At 56.5% G+C, this 15,709-nt stretch carries 13 protein-coding genes and 1 pseudogene; 10 read left to right on the forward strand and 4 right to left on the reverse strand.

The window, feature by feature from the left end; translation table 11 throughout:
• The first annotated feature begins 35 nt into the window (after positions 1-35).
• The 5 genes from H6G52_RS08445 (at position 36) to H6G52_RS08465 (ending at position 4,251) form a co-directional block, all read left to right on the forward strand.
• Positions 36-266 carry a helix-turn-helix transcriptional regulator gene (locus H6G52_RS08445; protein ID WP_190353698.1) on the forward strand — a complete coding sequence of 77 codons (231 nt, stop codon included), beginning with the start codon at positions 36-38 and terminating at the stop codon, positions 264-266.
• A 50-nt stretch (positions 267-316) separates the two neighbouring features.
• Positions 317-553: a helix-turn-helix transcriptional regulator gene (locus tag H6G52_RS08450; RefSeq protein ID WP_190353699.1), complete on the forward strand. Its 237-nt coding sequence runs from the start codon at positions 317-319 to the stop codon at positions 551-553.
• A gap of 50 nt (positions 554-603) precedes the next feature.
• Complete coding sequence (locus tag H6G52_RS08455; protein ID WP_190353700.1) at positions 604-825, forward strand: helix-turn-helix transcriptional regulator; 222 nt, start codon at positions 604-606, stop codon at positions 823-825.
• A gap of 131 nt (positions 826-956) precedes the next feature.
• Positions 957-2,144 carry an NAD(P)/FAD-dependent oxidoreductase gene (locus tag H6G52_RS08460; protein ID WP_190527703.1) on the forward strand — a complete coding sequence of 396 codons (1,188 nt, stop codon included), beginning with the start codon at positions 957-959 and terminating at the stop codon, positions 2,142-2,144.
• Positions 2,145-2,316: 172 nt separating this feature from the next.
• Positions 2,317-4,251 carry an esterase-like activity of phytase family protein gene (locus tag H6G52_RS08465; protein ID WP_190527705.1) on the forward strand — a complete coding sequence of 645 codons (1,935 nt, stop codon included), beginning with the start codon at positions 2,317-2,319 and terminating at the stop codon, positions 4,249-4,251.
• A 106-nt stretch (positions 4,252-4,357) separates the two neighbouring features.
• Here the strand turns inward: H6G52_RS08465 and H6G52_RS08470 are convergent.
• The 3 genes and pseudogenes from H6G52_RS08470 to H6G52_RS08480 form a co-directional block, all read right to left on the reverse strand.
• Positions 4,358-4,534, reverse strand: a pseudogene (locus tag H6G52_RS08470) (Uma2 family endonuclease); the annotation flags it as partial.
• A gap of 97 nt (positions 4,535-4,631) precedes the next feature.
• Positions 4,632-5,969 carry a TldD/PmbA family protein gene (locus H6G52_RS08475; protein ID WP_370567684.1) on the reverse strand — a complete coding sequence of 446 codons (1,338 nt, stop codon included), beginning with the start codon at positions 5,967-5,969 and terminating at the stop codon, positions 4,632-4,634.
• A 3-nt stretch (positions 5,970-5,972) separates the two neighbouring features.
• On the reverse strand, positions 5,973-7,442 hold the full coding sequence (locus tag H6G52_RS08480) for a TldD/PmbA family protein (RefSeq protein ID WP_190527709.1): 1,470 nt from the start codon (positions 7,440-7,442) through the stop codon (positions 5,973-5,975).
• A 257-nt stretch (positions 7,443-7,699) separates the two neighbouring features.
• On the opposite strand from H6G52_RS08480, the gene H6G52_RS08485 reads away from it, so the two are divergent.
• Positions 7,700-8,197, forward strand: a complete 498-nt coding sequence (locus H6G52_RS08485) for a DUF427 domain-containing protein (protein ID WP_190353711.1) — start codon at positions 7,700-7,702, stop codon at positions 8,195-8,197.
• A gap of 1,809 nt (positions 8,198-10,006) precedes the next feature.
• On the forward strand, positions 10,007-11,569 hold the full coding sequence (locus tag H6G52_RS08490) for a hypothetical protein (protein ID WP_190527711.1): 1,563 nt from the start codon (positions 10,007-10,009) through the stop codon (positions 11,567-11,569).
• On the opposite strand, the gene H6G52_RS08495 is transcribed toward H6G52_RS08490, so the two are convergent.
• Complete coding sequence (locus H6G52_RS08495; protein ID WP_190527713.1) at positions 11,566-11,934, reverse strand: EamA family transporter; 369 nt, start codon at positions 11,932-11,934, stop codon at positions 11,566-11,568. The genes H6G52_RS08490 and H6G52_RS08495 overlap by 4 nt on opposite strands.
• 228 nt (positions 11,935-12,162) lie before the next feature.
• Here H6G52_RS08495 and H6G52_RS08500 point away from each other — a divergent pair, with 228 nt between their 5' ends.
• The 3 genes from H6G52_RS08500 to H6G52_RS08510 all read left to right on the forward strand — a co-directional run bounded on the left by H6G52_RS08500 (position 12,163) and on the right by H6G52_RS08510 (position 15,654).
• Positions 12,163-14,025 carry a penicillin-binding protein 1A gene (locus H6G52_RS08500; RefSeq protein ID WP_347278284.1) on the forward strand — a complete coding sequence of 621 codons (1,863 nt, stop codon included), beginning with the start codon at positions 12,163-12,165 and terminating at the stop codon, positions 14,023-14,025.
• Between the two features lie 258 nt (positions 14,026-14,283).
• Positions 14,284-14,907, forward strand: a complete 624-nt coding sequence (locus H6G52_RS08505) for a hypothetical protein (protein WP_190527715.1) — start codon at positions 14,284-14,286, stop codon at positions 14,905-14,907.
• 366 nt (positions 14,908-15,273) lie between these two features.
• A complete protein-coding gene (locus H6G52_RS08510) occupies positions 15,274-15,654 on the forward strand; it encodes a hypothetical protein (RefSeq protein WP_234406971.1) in 381 nt (126 codons plus the stop codon).
• The last annotated feature ends 55 nt before the right edge of the window (positions 15,655-15,709 follow it).

Raw genomic sequence — 15,709 nt, forward strand, 5'->3', positions numbered from 1 at the left:
TACGAAACCTATAGGCTTTTGAGAGGATTGAGCCTATGGGGAAAGCCGGACAAGTTTTAAAGCAAGTTTTGACCTCGCACGAGGTCAGTCAGTACGCTCTCGCCGCCAGATTGAATATCGAGCGAACCACCGTATATCGCTGGTGCAATGGCGTTCGCGACCCTAGCGGTGACACGATCGTGGCGATCGTCACAGCCTTAAAAAAGCTAAATCCAGAAGCAGCGCGGGATTTCGTGCGGCTATATTTGGGCGAAATTGTGGAATAGCCGATCGCCCCACCCACTGTTCAACTCAACGACAACGGCAAGATTGGGGCATGGGGAAAGCAGGCAAAGCACTCAAGCAAGTCCTCGAGACTTACGGAATTACTCAGGGAAAGGTCTCCTCAGCCCTGGAAATTAGCACCTCGAACGTTTATCGCTGGTGCAACGAGGTGCGCGACCCAACCGCTGAACGGGTTTACGAATTGGCTCAGGCACTTCAGGAGATTGATCCAGCCGCCGCTCGGGACTTTGTGCGGTTATATTTGGGCGAATTCTTAGAGGAGCGTTAGCGATCGGGAGCGCATTCACGGAAACTCCAACCTTTGCGACGATCGAGGGCATGGGACGTGCCGGACAAGCACTGAGAGCAATCCACAACATCAGCCAAAATCGACTGGCTGTTGAGCTGGGGTTGCGGCGATCAGTGCCCTATCGTTGGGTTCATGAGCTGAGCGATCCCACAGGCGCAACGATCGTGGCGATCGTCACAGCCTTAAAAAAGCTAAATCCAGAAGCAGCGCGGGATTTCGTGCGGCTATATTTGGGCGAAATCGTGGAATAGCCGATCGCCCATTTTTTTGAGTTTTTAGACCCCAGTGCCTCCAATTTTGGCAAGTTGACGATCGGGCAATCTAAGAAGATCAATAGACAGTATTCAAGCTTCAAAAAAGATTTGCCCTTCAATCCACTGCTATGGAAACCAATGTTTTAGTTGTCGGAGCTGGGCCGGCAGGCGTGGCCAGCTCAATCGCCCTCAGTCAGCGGGGAATTGACCATGTGCTGATCGATCGCGCCGTTTTTCCCCGCGACAAAGTGGACGGCAACGCCTTTGGCCAGGATCTGTTGGCCGCGCTCAATCGCCTCAATCGCCCTGATTTGGCAGCAGCCCTCCTCGCCAGCCCCGACCTGTTGCCCTGTCCGGCCGGCGCTTGGATTTTCAGCGATCGGGGCGATCGCTACCAACCCCCCCTGCCCCACCCGGCCGACCAAGCCCCGATTTACACCATGGATCGCCAGGCCATGGATGCCCTGCTATTGGGGTTTGTGGATCGATCGACTGCGGATCTGCGGCTGGGCTGTGAATTGGTGACCCTGGAACCGGCGGGCGATCGGTTGGCGGCAGTGGTGAAAATCGGTGAGCAAACGGAAACCCTGCACACCAAGCTCGTCATTGGAGCCGATGGGGCCCGATCGCGCGTGGCCAGTCTGTTGCTGAACCAAACCGAAGACCCCACCGATCGGGCCCTGACACTCCACCGCTACTACCGCAACGTGGCCGGCTTCGAGCAGCCCCACATCGAAGCACACTACATTCAGCCCCTCTTGCCGGGCTTTTTGTTCATCGCTCCCTTGGCCCATGGGCGGTTCAAAGTTGGCTTGGGCACTAGGGCCGATCGAATTGGCAACGACTCCGCCCGCCTGTCCGGGTTGCTGTCGGAAGTGATTGCCGCCAAACCCTGGTTGCGGGAACGCTTGGCAACCGCAGAACCCATCAGTGAGCCAGAAACCTGGCCCATGACCTTTGGCGGCTCGGCCCAGATCCGCCGATCGGGCGATCGGGTGTTGCTGGCGGGTGACGCGGCCGGCCTGTGCAATCCGCTAACGGGGTTTGGTACGGCCAAGGCGATCGACTCGGGGCGGCTGGCGGCAGCCGTGACCGCAACGGCCATCCGGGTTGGCCAGTTCGATCGCGCAGCCCTCTCCGCTTACGATCGCGATTTGCAACGACTGTTTGATCAGGAGTTTGTCCTGTCTCGTCGGATCAATCGCTGGAACCAGTCCCCCTGGTTGATGAACTTCCTGACCGGGCGATCGCTCCCTCGGCGCTTGCTGCGATCGGCAAAAACGCTTCGCCGTTGGGATGCCTTGGTGCAGGTTTGAGCAGGGGCGATCGGTTGCCCTGGGATCAGCGGCCTTGAGCCGGACTGCGCAGATTAAGCAAACAGCAATCTAGTGTTAATGGTTGCTTAAGCCCAGGCCGATAGAGTGGCCAAGCTCCAAGGCGCGATTCGATCGTTCGGGAGCTTCTGCCCACTGTTGTTTCCTGTGCTGTATGGCCACCACAATTTCGACCTTCGATTGGAATAACCGTCCGCTGTTGGGCACAACAGCCACGACCAACCCCCGCAACCCTTCCCAAACCACTCCCGGTCAACAGATTTTTCTGGGCGGGTTTTCCGGGTTAGCCTTCGAGGGAAGAGATGCCAACGGGCGGTTGCAATTCCTGACCCATACCGATCGCGGCCCCAATGGTGAACCCACCAACCTGTTGCGCGACGTGCCCGGCAACGAGCGCCCCTTTGCGCTGCCCGATTTTCAGCCGCAGTTAATTCGCTTTTCTTTGGATCCGGCCACTCGCGCCTTCACCCTCACCGAGACGATCGGACTGAAGGCCGCCGACAATCGCCCGATCACCGGCCTGCCCAATTTGCAAGCGGCCGCCTCAGGCACAGCCTACACGGATGAAGTGCCCGTGGACTTGTTTGGCAACCGGCTCACGAACGACCCCGTAGGCATTGACTCGGAAGGGGTGGTGGTGGCCCCCGATGGGTCGTTCTGGATGGTGGATGAATATCGCCCCGCCATCTATCAGTTCGATCGCACCGGCAAACTCCTAAACCGCTTCATTCCCCAAGGAACCGCCGCCGCCGCTCAACAACCCGCCGGCACATTTGGCACGGAAATCCTACCCGCCGTCTATGGGTCGCGACGGGCCAATCGAGGATTTGAAGCCGTGGCCTTGGATGGCAACAAACTCTATGCCTTCATCCAAAGCGCGATCGACAATCCCGACAGCACCGCCGACACCACCTCCCGAGGATCGCGCAACCTGCGGATTGTGCAGTTGGACATCAGCACCCGCGAAGTGACCGCCGAATATCTCTACATCCTCGATGACATCACCCGCAGTGGCGATGGCCGCACCGACAAAATTGGGGATGCCGTGGCGATCGGGGGCGGTCAATTTGCCGTCATTGAACGCGACGACCTGACCGACACCAGCTCCAACAAGTTGATCTATCAGATCGACCTAGCTGGCGCGACCAACATCAACTCCCCCGCCAACTTGCGTCAACTGCCCCCCGGCAAAACGATCGAGCAGCTAACCTACGCAGAACTAAAAGCGGCCGGCATTGAACCCGTTGCCAAGCGGCTGCTCGTGAACGCCGCAGAAGCGGGCTATGTGAACGTGGACAAACCCGAAGGCCTGGCGCGGGTTGATGCCAACACCCTCGCGATCGTCAACGACAACGACTTCGGCTTGGCGGCCGACACCCTGCCCGGTAACGGCACCGTGCCCTTTGAAACGGAAGTCACCCCCGTGCGATTGGGTCTGATCCGGTTTGATGAGGCCCTACCCGTGGCGCGGGCGTTTCGCGGCACCAACGCCGCCGATCGACTCGATGCACGGGGTGGCGACAACCTAGTTTTCGGCAACCAGGGCAACGACAGCCTCGCAGGCAATCAGGGCAACGACACCCTCTACGGCAACCAAGGCAACGATTTCCTGCGCGGCGGCCAAGATGTCGATGTTTTGTTTGGTGGCCAGGGCGATGACCAACTGTTTGGCGACCTGGGCCGAGATTCCCTGTCGGGCGACCTGGGCAACGACACCCTGACGGGCGCGGGCCTCGACAGTCTCCGGGGCGCTGGCGAAATCGACACCCTCGTCGGCGGAGCCGGTAGCGATTTGTTTGTGTTGGGCAACAGCAGCGGCGCGTTTTACAGCAACACCAACAACAGCAATCCCGGCTTAGGTGACTACGCCCTGATCACGGACTTCAGCCCCACGGACGATCGCCTGCAACTGGCCAGCGGAGCCACCTACGTTCTCGGTACCACCACCGTGGATGCCACGGCCCTGGGTCTGTTCATCGACAATGACGGTACGGCGGGCCTCAGCGGCGGTGATGAACTGATTGGGGTGTTGCGCGGTCGCTCAACGGCGGAAGCCAGCGCGATCGCCAGTCGGTTCCTACTGGTCTAGAGCGGTTCCTCTCGCTCGGGTCTCTCGTTTTCACAGGGGGCAACGGCCCCTTGTGAAGCCCCCAAAAAAACCAACCATTTCATCGTTTCGGTAAGGGGTTATCCTTCTCAGTCAGGCTAAGAATGGTTCGGTAATCGGCAAGTTTTTCAGTGCGATCGAACCGGGCTGTGCTGGGTGACAGCACTTCGATAATCAGCTTGGGATGGCTAATCAGGCTGGTGGCCTGGCGATCGCGCTGATCGCAAGTGACAACTCCATCGGGATAAAAATAGGGGTCCGCCGCATCGATCGAAATTAGCAACCATGGCGATCGCTAGGAGATGGGGATGCAGTTGGGGGCAGCAAGGGGCTACTCCCAACTGATCGCCCTAATTAAATTGCTAGTCGCCCGTAATCGACAGTTCCGCCACCCAAATGCGTGGGCAAGTGCCACCGGGGAGCACCTCGGCTTCCGGTTCCACACAGACGATCGACTTCAGCAGGTCGCGAATGTCGCCCGCGATCGTGGCGGACTCGATGCTGACCCGATCGCCCCGTTTCACCAACCAGCCATCAAAGGGCAGCGAGAACGATCCCTCCAGGGCGTTCACCCCCGCGTGCAGCGCGCTCACATCGTCCACCAAGATTACCTGCTCGGCATCGGCCAAGCGTAGGTCTCCCGGTTGGTTTGAGAACACGTGCCAATAGCCGGGGCTGACCGTCACCTTTGCGCCCATGTTGGCGTGGCCCGTGGGTTGTGCGCCCAGGCGCTTGGCGGTTCCGGCACTGTGCAGGAAGTTGCTGAGTTGCCCATCGGTGATCAGCGGGATGCGGCGGGTGGGGGTGCCTTCGCCGTCAAACCAGCTTGCGCCAATGTTGCCGGGGTGGTGTTCGTCGTCCGCCAGCGACAGGATCGACGCGGCCAGGGTTTGCCCCAGCGAATCCGGGGTCGAGAGGCTTTGCTTATCCAAAATGCTCTGGGCGTTGAACAGATTGGAAAAGGCTCCCAGCAAGCTGAGGAAGGCTTCGGGCGAAAAGACCACCGGATATTTGCCCGACTGAATTTTGTCGTAGTTCAGGTGGCTGAGGGTTTTTTCGGTGCTCTCTTGCAGGCAGCCTTCTAGGTCGAGGCGATCGAAGCTGCGGGCCATGCGGAATGCGCCGCCGCTGCGGGGTTTGCGCCCTTCCTGATCGGTTTTGGCGTAGAGGTACATGGAGGCGATCGAACGGGCCTCGTGCCGCAGGGCCCCTTCGCTGTTCAGATAAAACCGCTCCGTGTCGCTTTGGGAGAGGCCGTTGTAGGGCACGGAGGTGATTGCCGGGTGGGCATCCAGCAGCCGTTTTTCGGCATCGGCCAGGGCCGTGATCAAGGTGTTGATCGGGGCAGGCGGGGCCATGTCGCTGGTGTTGCCATCGATCGGCTGGGTGGCTTCGGGGCTGAAGTCCGGCACATTGTCCGTGGCTCCGAAGGCGCTGGCCTCGCTGGCGGTGCGCAGGGCCAGTTCCAGCCCGGCTCGATCGATGTCGGTGGTGGAGGTGATGCCCACGCGCCCATCTTGGTTCCAAACCCGCACGGTCACGCCCGATCGCTGGGAGGCCTTCACCTGTTCCGGCTCGCCGTCGCGCACTTTGACGCTGGTTTCATCCACTGATGATCCGTACAAATCAAATTGTTTGATGCCCAAATTGGTTGCCAAATCGCGGGCATCCGTTGCCAATTGTTCAATTGAAATTGCCACGACTTAGCGACCTCCCACGGTAATTGCATCCACTTTGATGTGGGGTTGACCCACGGTGACATAGACACTGCCACTGACCGATCCACAGAACCCCGGCGACAGGGCCAAATCATTGGAAGACATGGAAATTTTCTGCATGATTTCTACGGCTTCCCCAATCAAGGTTGCGCCCTTCAGCGGTTTGGTGAGCTGGCCATTTTCAATCAGGTAAGCTTCATCTACGCCGAAGTTAAATTGACCGGTGGGGCCGACACTGCCGCCGCCCATCCGCTTGCAATAAATGCCGCGATCGATTGAGCCAAACAACTGATCGATCGAGAATTTGCCCGGGGCAATGTAGGTGTTCCGCATCCGTGAAGCGGCGGCGAAGGTGTAGCCCTGACGGCGGCCGCTGCCGGTGCGGGGATGGCCGGTTTTCACAAAGCCCGCGCGATCGGAAATGAAGTTTTTCAGAATGCCGTTTTCGATCAGCAAGGTACGCTGCACCGGCATTCCTTCATCGTCCATATCCAGAGTTCCGAAGGCGTTGTCGCTCAAGCCTTCATCCCAAGCGGTCAAATTTTCATGGGCGATTTTTTCGCCTTTCTTGTCCCAAAATGGCGTGGTTTTGCGTTCCACTTGGGTGGTTTCCAGCAGGTGTCCGCAGGCTTCGTGGAAAATCACGCCGCCAAAGGCATTGGCCATGACCACGGGATAGTTGCCCGACTCCACATAGTCGGCGTAGAGCATTTTGCCCGCCGATTCAGCAATGCTACTGGTGAAGGTTTCGTAGTCCCAATCCCGCAAGAATTGGGGATTGCTGGCATCGCCGGCCCGCTGACCAATGGACGATCGATTGGCCCCATCGGCACAGAGCAAGCTTGACCCCACCGATTGGGTCAGGCGAATGTCATGGGCAAACACGCCATCACTGGCGGCCACCAACACTTCTTGCCAGTCGCGAAAATAGCTCGATCGCCTCGATTGCACATGGCTGCCTTGCTTGGCCAGCGCGTCATTGGCCGCCAGCAGCACCTCGCCCATCTCCTTCATGGAGCTACATTGACCCAACCAAGCGTCCTTGCCCTTGGTGGCCACGTAGTCCCGCAGGGGTTCCAGGTTCACTTCGGGGATGTAGGCGTTGGGGCCCGGCAGGCTCAACCCCAGGATGGCCAGGGCTTTTTCCAAGGCCGATCGCAACCCGGCAAAGGTCAGATCGTTGGTGCTGACGTAGCAGTCGGCATGGCCACGAAACACGCGCACCCCCGCGCCGGTGGCCAGTCGGGGGGCAATGCTGGTGATGGCATCGTCTTCGGCCAGGCAGTTGATGTAGTTGCTGCGCTCCAGGAAAAATTCCACAAAATCGGCTCCGGCGGCGCGCCCCCAACCCAACAAGGTCGAAAGGGGCGATCGCCAGCTTTCATCGAAGCGATCGACCGTGGGCAGGTAACGCAACTCGGGCACATCCCGAGACAGCAGCAAAGTTGGAGCCATGTAATGATTCCTCAAACGGTGCGAAGGGCAGCAAACAGAATTAGGGGGTGATCAAGGGGGGTGGCCCCAGGAAACCGATGAAAATTTTCTGCTGTGGGCTTGGGTTTTAAGAAACGTTAAGCCCCGGTTCTCAGTCTAGCAAAGCGATGTCGTAGCAGTGTTTGGGCTGGGGGTGGTTGCACTCAGGCGATTCCCAGTGACTTTCAAAGGATTCAGCGGCAAAATTCAACAAAACGATTCAACTGGGGTTTTGAGTGATGGCACATCCCGATCGAATGGTTCCCGGCCCTGGCCAAGAATCCGTGTGGGACTATCCCCGGCCGCCGCGCTGGGAAGACTCGGGTAAGCAAATTCGGGTGGAGTTCAATGGTGTGGTGATTGCCGAAACCCACCAAGCGAAACGGGTTTTGGAAACCAGCCACCCGCCGGTTTATTACATTCCCCCAGAGGATTTGCGGCAGGAATATTTTGAGCTAATTGCCCGATCGACCTTTTGCGAGTGGAAAGGGGCCGCCCGGTACTACAGCATTCAAGTGGGCGATCGCCGGGCCGAGGCCGCTGCTTGGTTCTATCCCGCGCCGACTCCCGCCTTTGCCGAGATTCAAAACTACGTGGCAATTTACCCGAGCTACGTGGATGCCTGCTATGTGGATGGCGAGCTGGTGCAGGCCCAGCCCGGTGATTTTTATGGCGGCTGGATCACCTCTGAGATTGTTGGCCCCTTCAAAGGATCGCCCGGCACTTGGGGATGGTAAGGATGCCAGGGCGGGCGGGCAGATTATCCCGCTCATCCCGTTCATGGGGCGTGAAATTTGTAACGGTTTTTGAAGTAATTTTTAATACATGCATTGCCCGCCAAGAAATGAGTGACGAATGCTGAATCGAACAGCTCAAAGCCCGAAAAGATTGGCCGGTAACAATTTTTGCGTCTGAGACTGTGCGATCACCCCCAGAACCTGTACGGAGAAAAGCAGCAGGCTTTGCCGGGACTTCTCAAAAAAATTGAGTAATCTCCGTAAATTCTCGGAAAAAAGTTGCTATACTCAAACCCAAGGCAAAACACTAACTCAAACTTCTTGCAAGTTCCTTGGGAAGTTGCTGAATGAGGGTTTAGGGTCAATTGCCTCAACGCCGTTGCCATTCCCCAAAAGGGGTGGGCGTTTTGAGTTGAAGTGTGGGGTCATCGTCAGCAACGCCCTTGCGGAATTGCGGTTTAGCCGGCCAGTTCTTGAGTTCAAAATCTTGGGTTCATAAGATCTTGGGTTCATAAGGTTCTGCGTCCTCAACCAGCCTCCGCAAATGAGCCGTTGATCACGATGGTCGCCAAGGCTCTCCCACTCATCAGGTTCGCTCAGGCGACTTTTGCATCTACACAGTCTCCGCCAAAGTTCGGGTTCATTCCCTTCTTCTGCATCTGCCAAGCTGTATCTGCCTGGAGTTGGCCTACCTGATCGAACCGTGAATGCAGGCCCAACTCCTCCATTAATTGCGATCGATCACTCAGGCGATCGCAAGCTCTGATTCTGCCCCTCAATCGGGGTGCATCGTGCATCTACCGCATCTCACTTTGTCTGCCATCTGAGGAACTGGCCCTGCGATCGACCTCGATCGACCCTCAACTGTTGACCGTCAGGGTGCATAACAGGGCGATCGGGTGCTCCATTCAAGGGGCCTCAGTTCCTACTAGATCATGGCTCAGTCAGCGTTCTGATTGCATTCAAAGCCATTAAGACCCAGGAAATCGGAGTGAAATTTTAGGCACATTCACCCGCTTTTTCGGGATCCGTGGCTTGACCCAGGGAAGCAAATCGCCATCGAGTTTGACTCGGTGGCGTTTTTTTTCGAGTTGCGATCGGTGAAAGGACAGAACTCGCGCTACAGTGACGGGAACTCACGGACTTAGGAAATGTCTAAACGGCTGATCCTAAGCCCGTAATTGCGCAAGTAACCAACTCAAACAAGGGATGTAGATCCCTGGTTTTGTTGTGCCTATGGTTCAAAAATTCATATCTGACACTGTTCAAACCTTCTCTAAAAATTAGACAACTCTGAGACTCAGTAACTCAGCTCAAGAATCAATGTTGACCATCCTAAATTCTTGGTTAATCACTCTCAAAAAACGCCTTCAATGTTTTTCGATTTTGCAAAACTGGGTCAATCAATCCCACTTCATGGGAATTTCTTCAGCCAACCTCTTGATTTATGGAATGGCTGGTGTACCCGTTGCACTGCTGCTGCATTGGCTAGCCAAATATGTCGTCAATATTCCCTTTTTTGATGGTTGGATGATCGGAGTTTATTTTCATGCTTGGAAGCATGGGAACATAACGCTTGAAAGTTTGTTTGCTCAACACAATGAAAGTCGCAAATTTTTTCCACGCCTAATACTTGTTGGGTTAGCAGAATTAACTCACTGGAACGCTGCTTACGAAGTGGGACTAACGATCACGCTTCTATTACTCATTTTGTTGGGTATTCATCGCCTGCTCAGATTTTCAATTCCTAACGAACCGAGTCTAGTTGCTGTTGCCACCGCCGTAACTGCCACAATTCTTTGTAGCCCATTGCAGTACGAAAATCTGCTGTGGGGTCTGCAATACATCATGTTTGTGACACCTGCTTGCTTGGTGGGCATGTTGCTGTTGATGCGGGGCGATCAACCCCAATGGCAAATTTTCCTGACCATGGTGAGTTTGGCTTGGTTTGCCACCTTCACATTTGCCAATGGCATGACCTTTTGGTTAATTTCCTTAATCCCGATCGGTTTTAGAATTTGGCAACAACCTAATCGCAAGGCATGGGCTTTTCTGTTGGGTTGGCTGGCCTGCTTTTCTGGGACGTTGATTTTTTATTTTCATGGCTATGTGAAACCACCCGATTCGCCAAGTTTGTTGTCGGGCTTAGAAGATCCATTCAAGCTCGTGCAATATTTTTTGGGCTTTCTGGGTGCGCCCCTGAGCTTTTCTGATCAGCAATTGGCTCAGGTCTTGGGAGCCTTTGCGCTGATCGCTTTTGTGGGGGGTGTGGCTATTTACGCTTGGAGTGCTTGGCAACAATTTCAGAAATCAGGCGATCACCCAAATTTCCACAGCACTTTGATGGCCATGATCCCTTGGCTATCTTTGGGCAGCTATAGCCTTCTGAGTGGAACCATTACGTCATTGGGACGAGTGGGCTTTGGGATTGAGCAGGCATTTTCTCCGCGCTATATTACGGTTTCTAATTATTTGTGGGTTGCTATTACTGGGCTGATTGTCACTAGCCTGGGTCGAAGCAATTTATATGCTCTGAAGCCTGCGCAAGGGATTGCTGCTGAAGCCGATTCAACAATCGCTTCCAGAACGAGTTCTAGAGCTGGTTTCAACAGCCTAAAAATCAACCAATTTTGGCGCTGGTTCTCTTGGGGAGCTGCTTTTCTATTGGGATTGTGGCTAATTTTGGAGTCTAACAGCTACCGCGCCGGTTTGGGAGGAATGCAAATCTTGAATCGACAATTACGGTTGGGTAAAGCCTGTATTACTTTATTTCCCGTTGTTTATGATTCATTTGGTTTGCAGCAGATTCACCCGGATCTGCAATTGTTGAGGCAATATTTGCGACCGCTGAATGATTTGGGGGTGATTAATCCTCCCCTGATCGAAGCGCCCAATTTGGCAGCTTTTGGCTCCCGGGATTTGGCGGGTGTGGCTGAAGGACAGTGGGATAGCTGGACTTGGCAATCAAAGGTGGTTTTGAAGGATCAACAACGCCCCGTGAGTCATCCTGAATTGCCCCATTGGGTGGCGAAGGGGTGGGCGATTTTGCGGCGATCGAGGCGATCGGCTGATGTGGTGATTCTGGCGGCACGGGATCCCAAAACCCAGGTCGATCGCCCGATCGCCCTCGCTTGGGTAACGGAATCGCGGCCGGATGTGGCCCGCAAGCTTGGGGCTGATTTTCGAGTTTCGGGTTGGCAAGCGGCTTTCACGCCGGAAGAATTGCCAGCGGAGCCAACGGAGTTGAGTGCTTGGGCCTTTGATACCAATCAGGCGCGGGCCTATCGCTTGCCCAATCAGTTTTGGTGGCCGGGTCGGGTAGCCGTCGAGACCCCAGGATCCAAAACCCAAAAGACTCAAGCTGTTCCCTAGGACTGAGAGGCCACCAAAACCACCCCAGTCATAATCAGTCCAACGCCGACGAGCCGGGCGATCGGGAGGGATTCCCCAAAGGCCACCACCCCGATCAGCACCGTGAACACGTAGATCAGGGAGACGGAAGGGGCGGCAATGCTGAGCTTAACTCGGGTCAACAGCAGGATATAGGTGATCGCCCCAAGACCATAGGCCGTCAGCCCTGCCACCAGTTCCCAGGTGGTGACCATGGACAGCAAGTGACTGAGCCAGTTGTCGCCGGTCACTTTGCCCAAGCGCAGGGCCCCTGCTTTTAGCAAAAATTGCCCCACCACGCTGGCCACAATTGACCCCAACAGCAAACCCAATTCCTGAATCGTCACCGATCGCGCTCCTGGCCCCGCAGGGCTGAGATCTTAAACTTGACCCACAAATTCAAATGCTAGGATACGGTGCAATTCCATCGATCGCGATCGGTTAGGAGCCTGCTTTCGCCTGTGTCTTCCAACGTTTCACACAAGCCTTCTCCCCGTCGTCCCCGATCGGGAGTTCGCCCCTTGCCCCGATCAACACCCGCCCCATCTCCCCCGATCGAGCCTCCCAGCCCGGGCCTGTGGCGTTTGGTCGTTGGAGCGGGGCAAATTACCGGCGGCACCCTGTTGACCGTCACCATGCTGGGCAGCGCCGCCGTGGCCGGAGCCTTGGTGGGCTTGGCCGTTAGCTTCCGCAACCTACCGGACGTGCGGATTCTGCAAACCTACACTCCCAGCGAAACCAGCTATATCTACGACATCAAAGGGCGTGTGCTGGCCAGCTTGCACGACGAAGCCAACCGGGTCGTGGTCCCCCTAAATCAAATCTCGCCCCACCTCAAGCGAGCCGTCATCGCGATCGAAGACAGCAGCTTCTATCAGCACCCTGGCATCAACCCCGGCAGCATTATGCGGGCCCTGGTCACCAACCTGGAGCGAGGGCGCACCTCCGAAGGTGGCTCCACCCTGACCATGCAGTTGGTCAAAAACCTGTTTCTGTCACCCCAGCGCCGAATTAGCCGGAAGGTGGCCGAGGCGGTTTTGTCACTGCGCTTGGAACAAATCCTGAAAAAGGACGAAATTTTAGAGCTATATCTCAATCAAGTTTATTGGGGCCACAATAACTACGGCATTGAAACCGCCTCCCGCAGCTACTTTGGCAAGGCGGCCGCCGATTTGAACCTGGCCGAGAGCGCCATGCTGGCGGGCCTGATCCAAGCTCCCGAGGATTACAGTCCGTTTCTGAACTTCGAGCGAGCGAAGCAACGCCAGGCGATCGTACTGGGGCGAATGCTGGACTTGGGTTGGATCACGCCCGCCGAGGAGTTGGCCGCCCGCAATCAACCGCTGAATTTAGGTAAAAGCACTTCCTTCCAGTCCAGTAAGCTGCCCTACGTGACCGAGGCGGTGACCCAAGAGCTAAAGAAACGCTTCCGGCGCGAAGATCTGTTCAAGGGGGGGATGCGGATCCAAACTACCGTGGACTTTGATTTTCAGACCATGGCTGAGGCCACCGTCAGCGCGGCCCACGCCCGGATGCGATCGCGCGGGTTGCGAGCGGATCAAGTGGCCCTGGTGGCGGTGGATCCGCGCACCCACTTCGTGAAGGCCATGGTGGGCGGCGTGGACTATCGCAAGAGCCAGTTCAACCGGGCCATTCAGGCCATGCGCCAGCCGGGATCTGCCTTCAAACCTTTTGTGTATTACGCGGCCTTTGCCACCGGCCGTTACACGCCCAATTCTGCCGTGAATGACACACCCGTCAGCTACAACGATGGGGGCGTGATGTATCGACCCAAAAACTACGGGGGCGGCTTTTCCGGCTCGGTTTCGATTCGGCGGGCCTTGGAAATTTCGTTGAATATTCCCGTGGTGCGCCTGGGCCAGGAGGTGGGGCTGAACAAGGTGATTGAGACCTGTCGGCTGTTGGGTTTCCAAAGCCCGCTGGAGCCGGTGCTGTCCTTGCCGTTGGGGTCGGAGGACGTGACCCCGTTGGAAATGGCGGGAGCCTATGCCACGTTTGCCAATAATGGCTGGCATTCGGACACCACGTTTATTGTGCAGGTGACCGACAGCAGCGGGAAAGTGCTCTTAGACAACACGCCCCGGCCGCAATTGGTGCTGGATCCTTGGGCGACGGCAACCCTCACGGATACGCTGCGGGGGGTGATTACCAACGGCACGGCTAAGACGGCCAATATTGGCCGGCCAGCGGCGGGCAAAACGGGCACAACGGACTCAGAGCGGGATATTTGGTTTGTGGGCTATGTGCCGCAACTGTCGGTGGCGGTTTGGGCGGGGAATGACAATTACCGCCCGATCGGCTATGGGGCCACGGGGGGCAGCTATGTGGCTCCCATCTGGCGGGAGTTTATGCTGAAGGCGCTGCAAGGCGTGCCGGCGGAAGATTTTCGGAAGCCTTGGGAGTTCCAAAAGCCCTAGGATCTCTCGGATTCAGGATCTCTAGGATGAGGATCTTGAGGGCTAATTAACGATCTTCGATTTAACGATCTTCGATCGGGTCTTCAAACCCTGATTCCGCCTTGGCGAGAGGATGGGCCCAAGGGTCCTCATCGGCCTCGTTGAGATTTGAGTTTGATTCTGGTTTGAGTTTGATTGAATTCAGATGTCGCTTGATGCTGCATTGAGACAACCTTGTGGTGGGTATTCGATTTTTTTCGATTTTTGAGGAGTAAAGCGATGGTACGGCGTTTTCTGGGGCGATCGGGCATGGGAGCGATCGGGGCGGTGGCCCTTCTGTATGGCGGTGTTTTGGGTTTAAGTCAGTCCGTGACGGCGGAAACGGCCCCGCCTCGGCCACCGGCCGCTGGCCAATGCCAGTGCGCTTGTCCCTGTGCCGCTGGCCAACAGCCCGCCAGCCCGCCAGCCCGTCCCCAAACCCCCACCCCCGCACCGGCCCGCGCCGTGCCCAACAGCCCCAACACGCGCGCCGAAGCAAACCGGCTGCCCTTGCCAGCTCGTTTTCCATTGCCCGCCTCGCGCTTGGCCCTCAAGGGTGGCAAGGTGACTGTGCGGTTAGTGAATTTCACCAATGCCAAGGTGGCCTTTGAGGTGATTGGCGTAACGGGCGATCGCCTGTTGACCGGTCAGCTAGACTCTCCCGATCGCGCCACCAGCGTTTTGGAGATGTTGCCCACCCCGAGCAATCTGGTGTTATATCGGGCCGATCGCGGTTTTTTGTTGGCCCGCCCCACCGTGACCCCCCAAGGCGATCTGGAACTGGTGTTAACCGCCACCGACAATATTGATCACGATGTGAACTACGTGAACGTGACCGAACAGGGCGAAGTGTATTTGTACTAAACGGGCAGCGGCCCATGGGTTTGACCATTGGCCTTGACCGGCGGACTAGACGAACTAAATCACTGAGTTGGTTGAGTACATGGGCTGGGTCAATGGTTGAGTACATGGGCTGGGTCAATGGTTGAATGCATGGGCTGGGTCAATGGTTGAATGCATGGGCTTGGCTAACGTTTTTGTTGATGAGTTGATGATCGGTTTGATATTTCTTCTGGTTGATTTTTCTGGTTGATTTTTCTGTTTGATACTTCTGTTGATGTTGGTTGCTAGAAGGGGTCGCCAGTCTCTAGCTCGCGGGTGCTGGACTGAGGCAGGCCGATCGATTGCGGACGAATTGCGGATTTTATGAGCAACGAAAATCGTTTGGTAGTGTCAACGGACAGGATCGCCCAACTGCGGGTTGAGTTAGCAGAATATCCCACTGCTTTGGAGGCCCTGGCAGAGATTGAAGATTGTGAAGGCGATCTCGAAGATGCGGCGATCGCCCTGGCCATTCGGGCCGGTCAACAGCCCGATCGCAGTGATGGTTGGTTGGAAGGCTTGGCCAAGCGATGTCGTGCCCGGCTCTGCGTGCAAGAACCGGTTCGCCAATCCCTAGCCCAAGGGGCGATCGCAGCCACCCTGGGCTATTTGGATGATCAGCCCCCCTGTCCGGCCGTGTTGCTGTTGCCCGTGGTTCTGTGGGTCAGCCATCAAGGAGTCGAAACCTTTTGTCGGCCCCTCGATCGACCCAATTTGCCCGAAAGTTAATTGCAAAACATCGAAAAAGCGGTTTTGGGCGTTTCGGCCGCCGCTTGTGGTTGGG

Source organism: Limnothrix sp. FACHB-881, assembly GCF_014698135.1.
Lineage (GTDB): Bacteria > Cyanobacteriota > Cyanobacteriia > CACIAM-69d > CACIAM-69d > CACIAM-69d.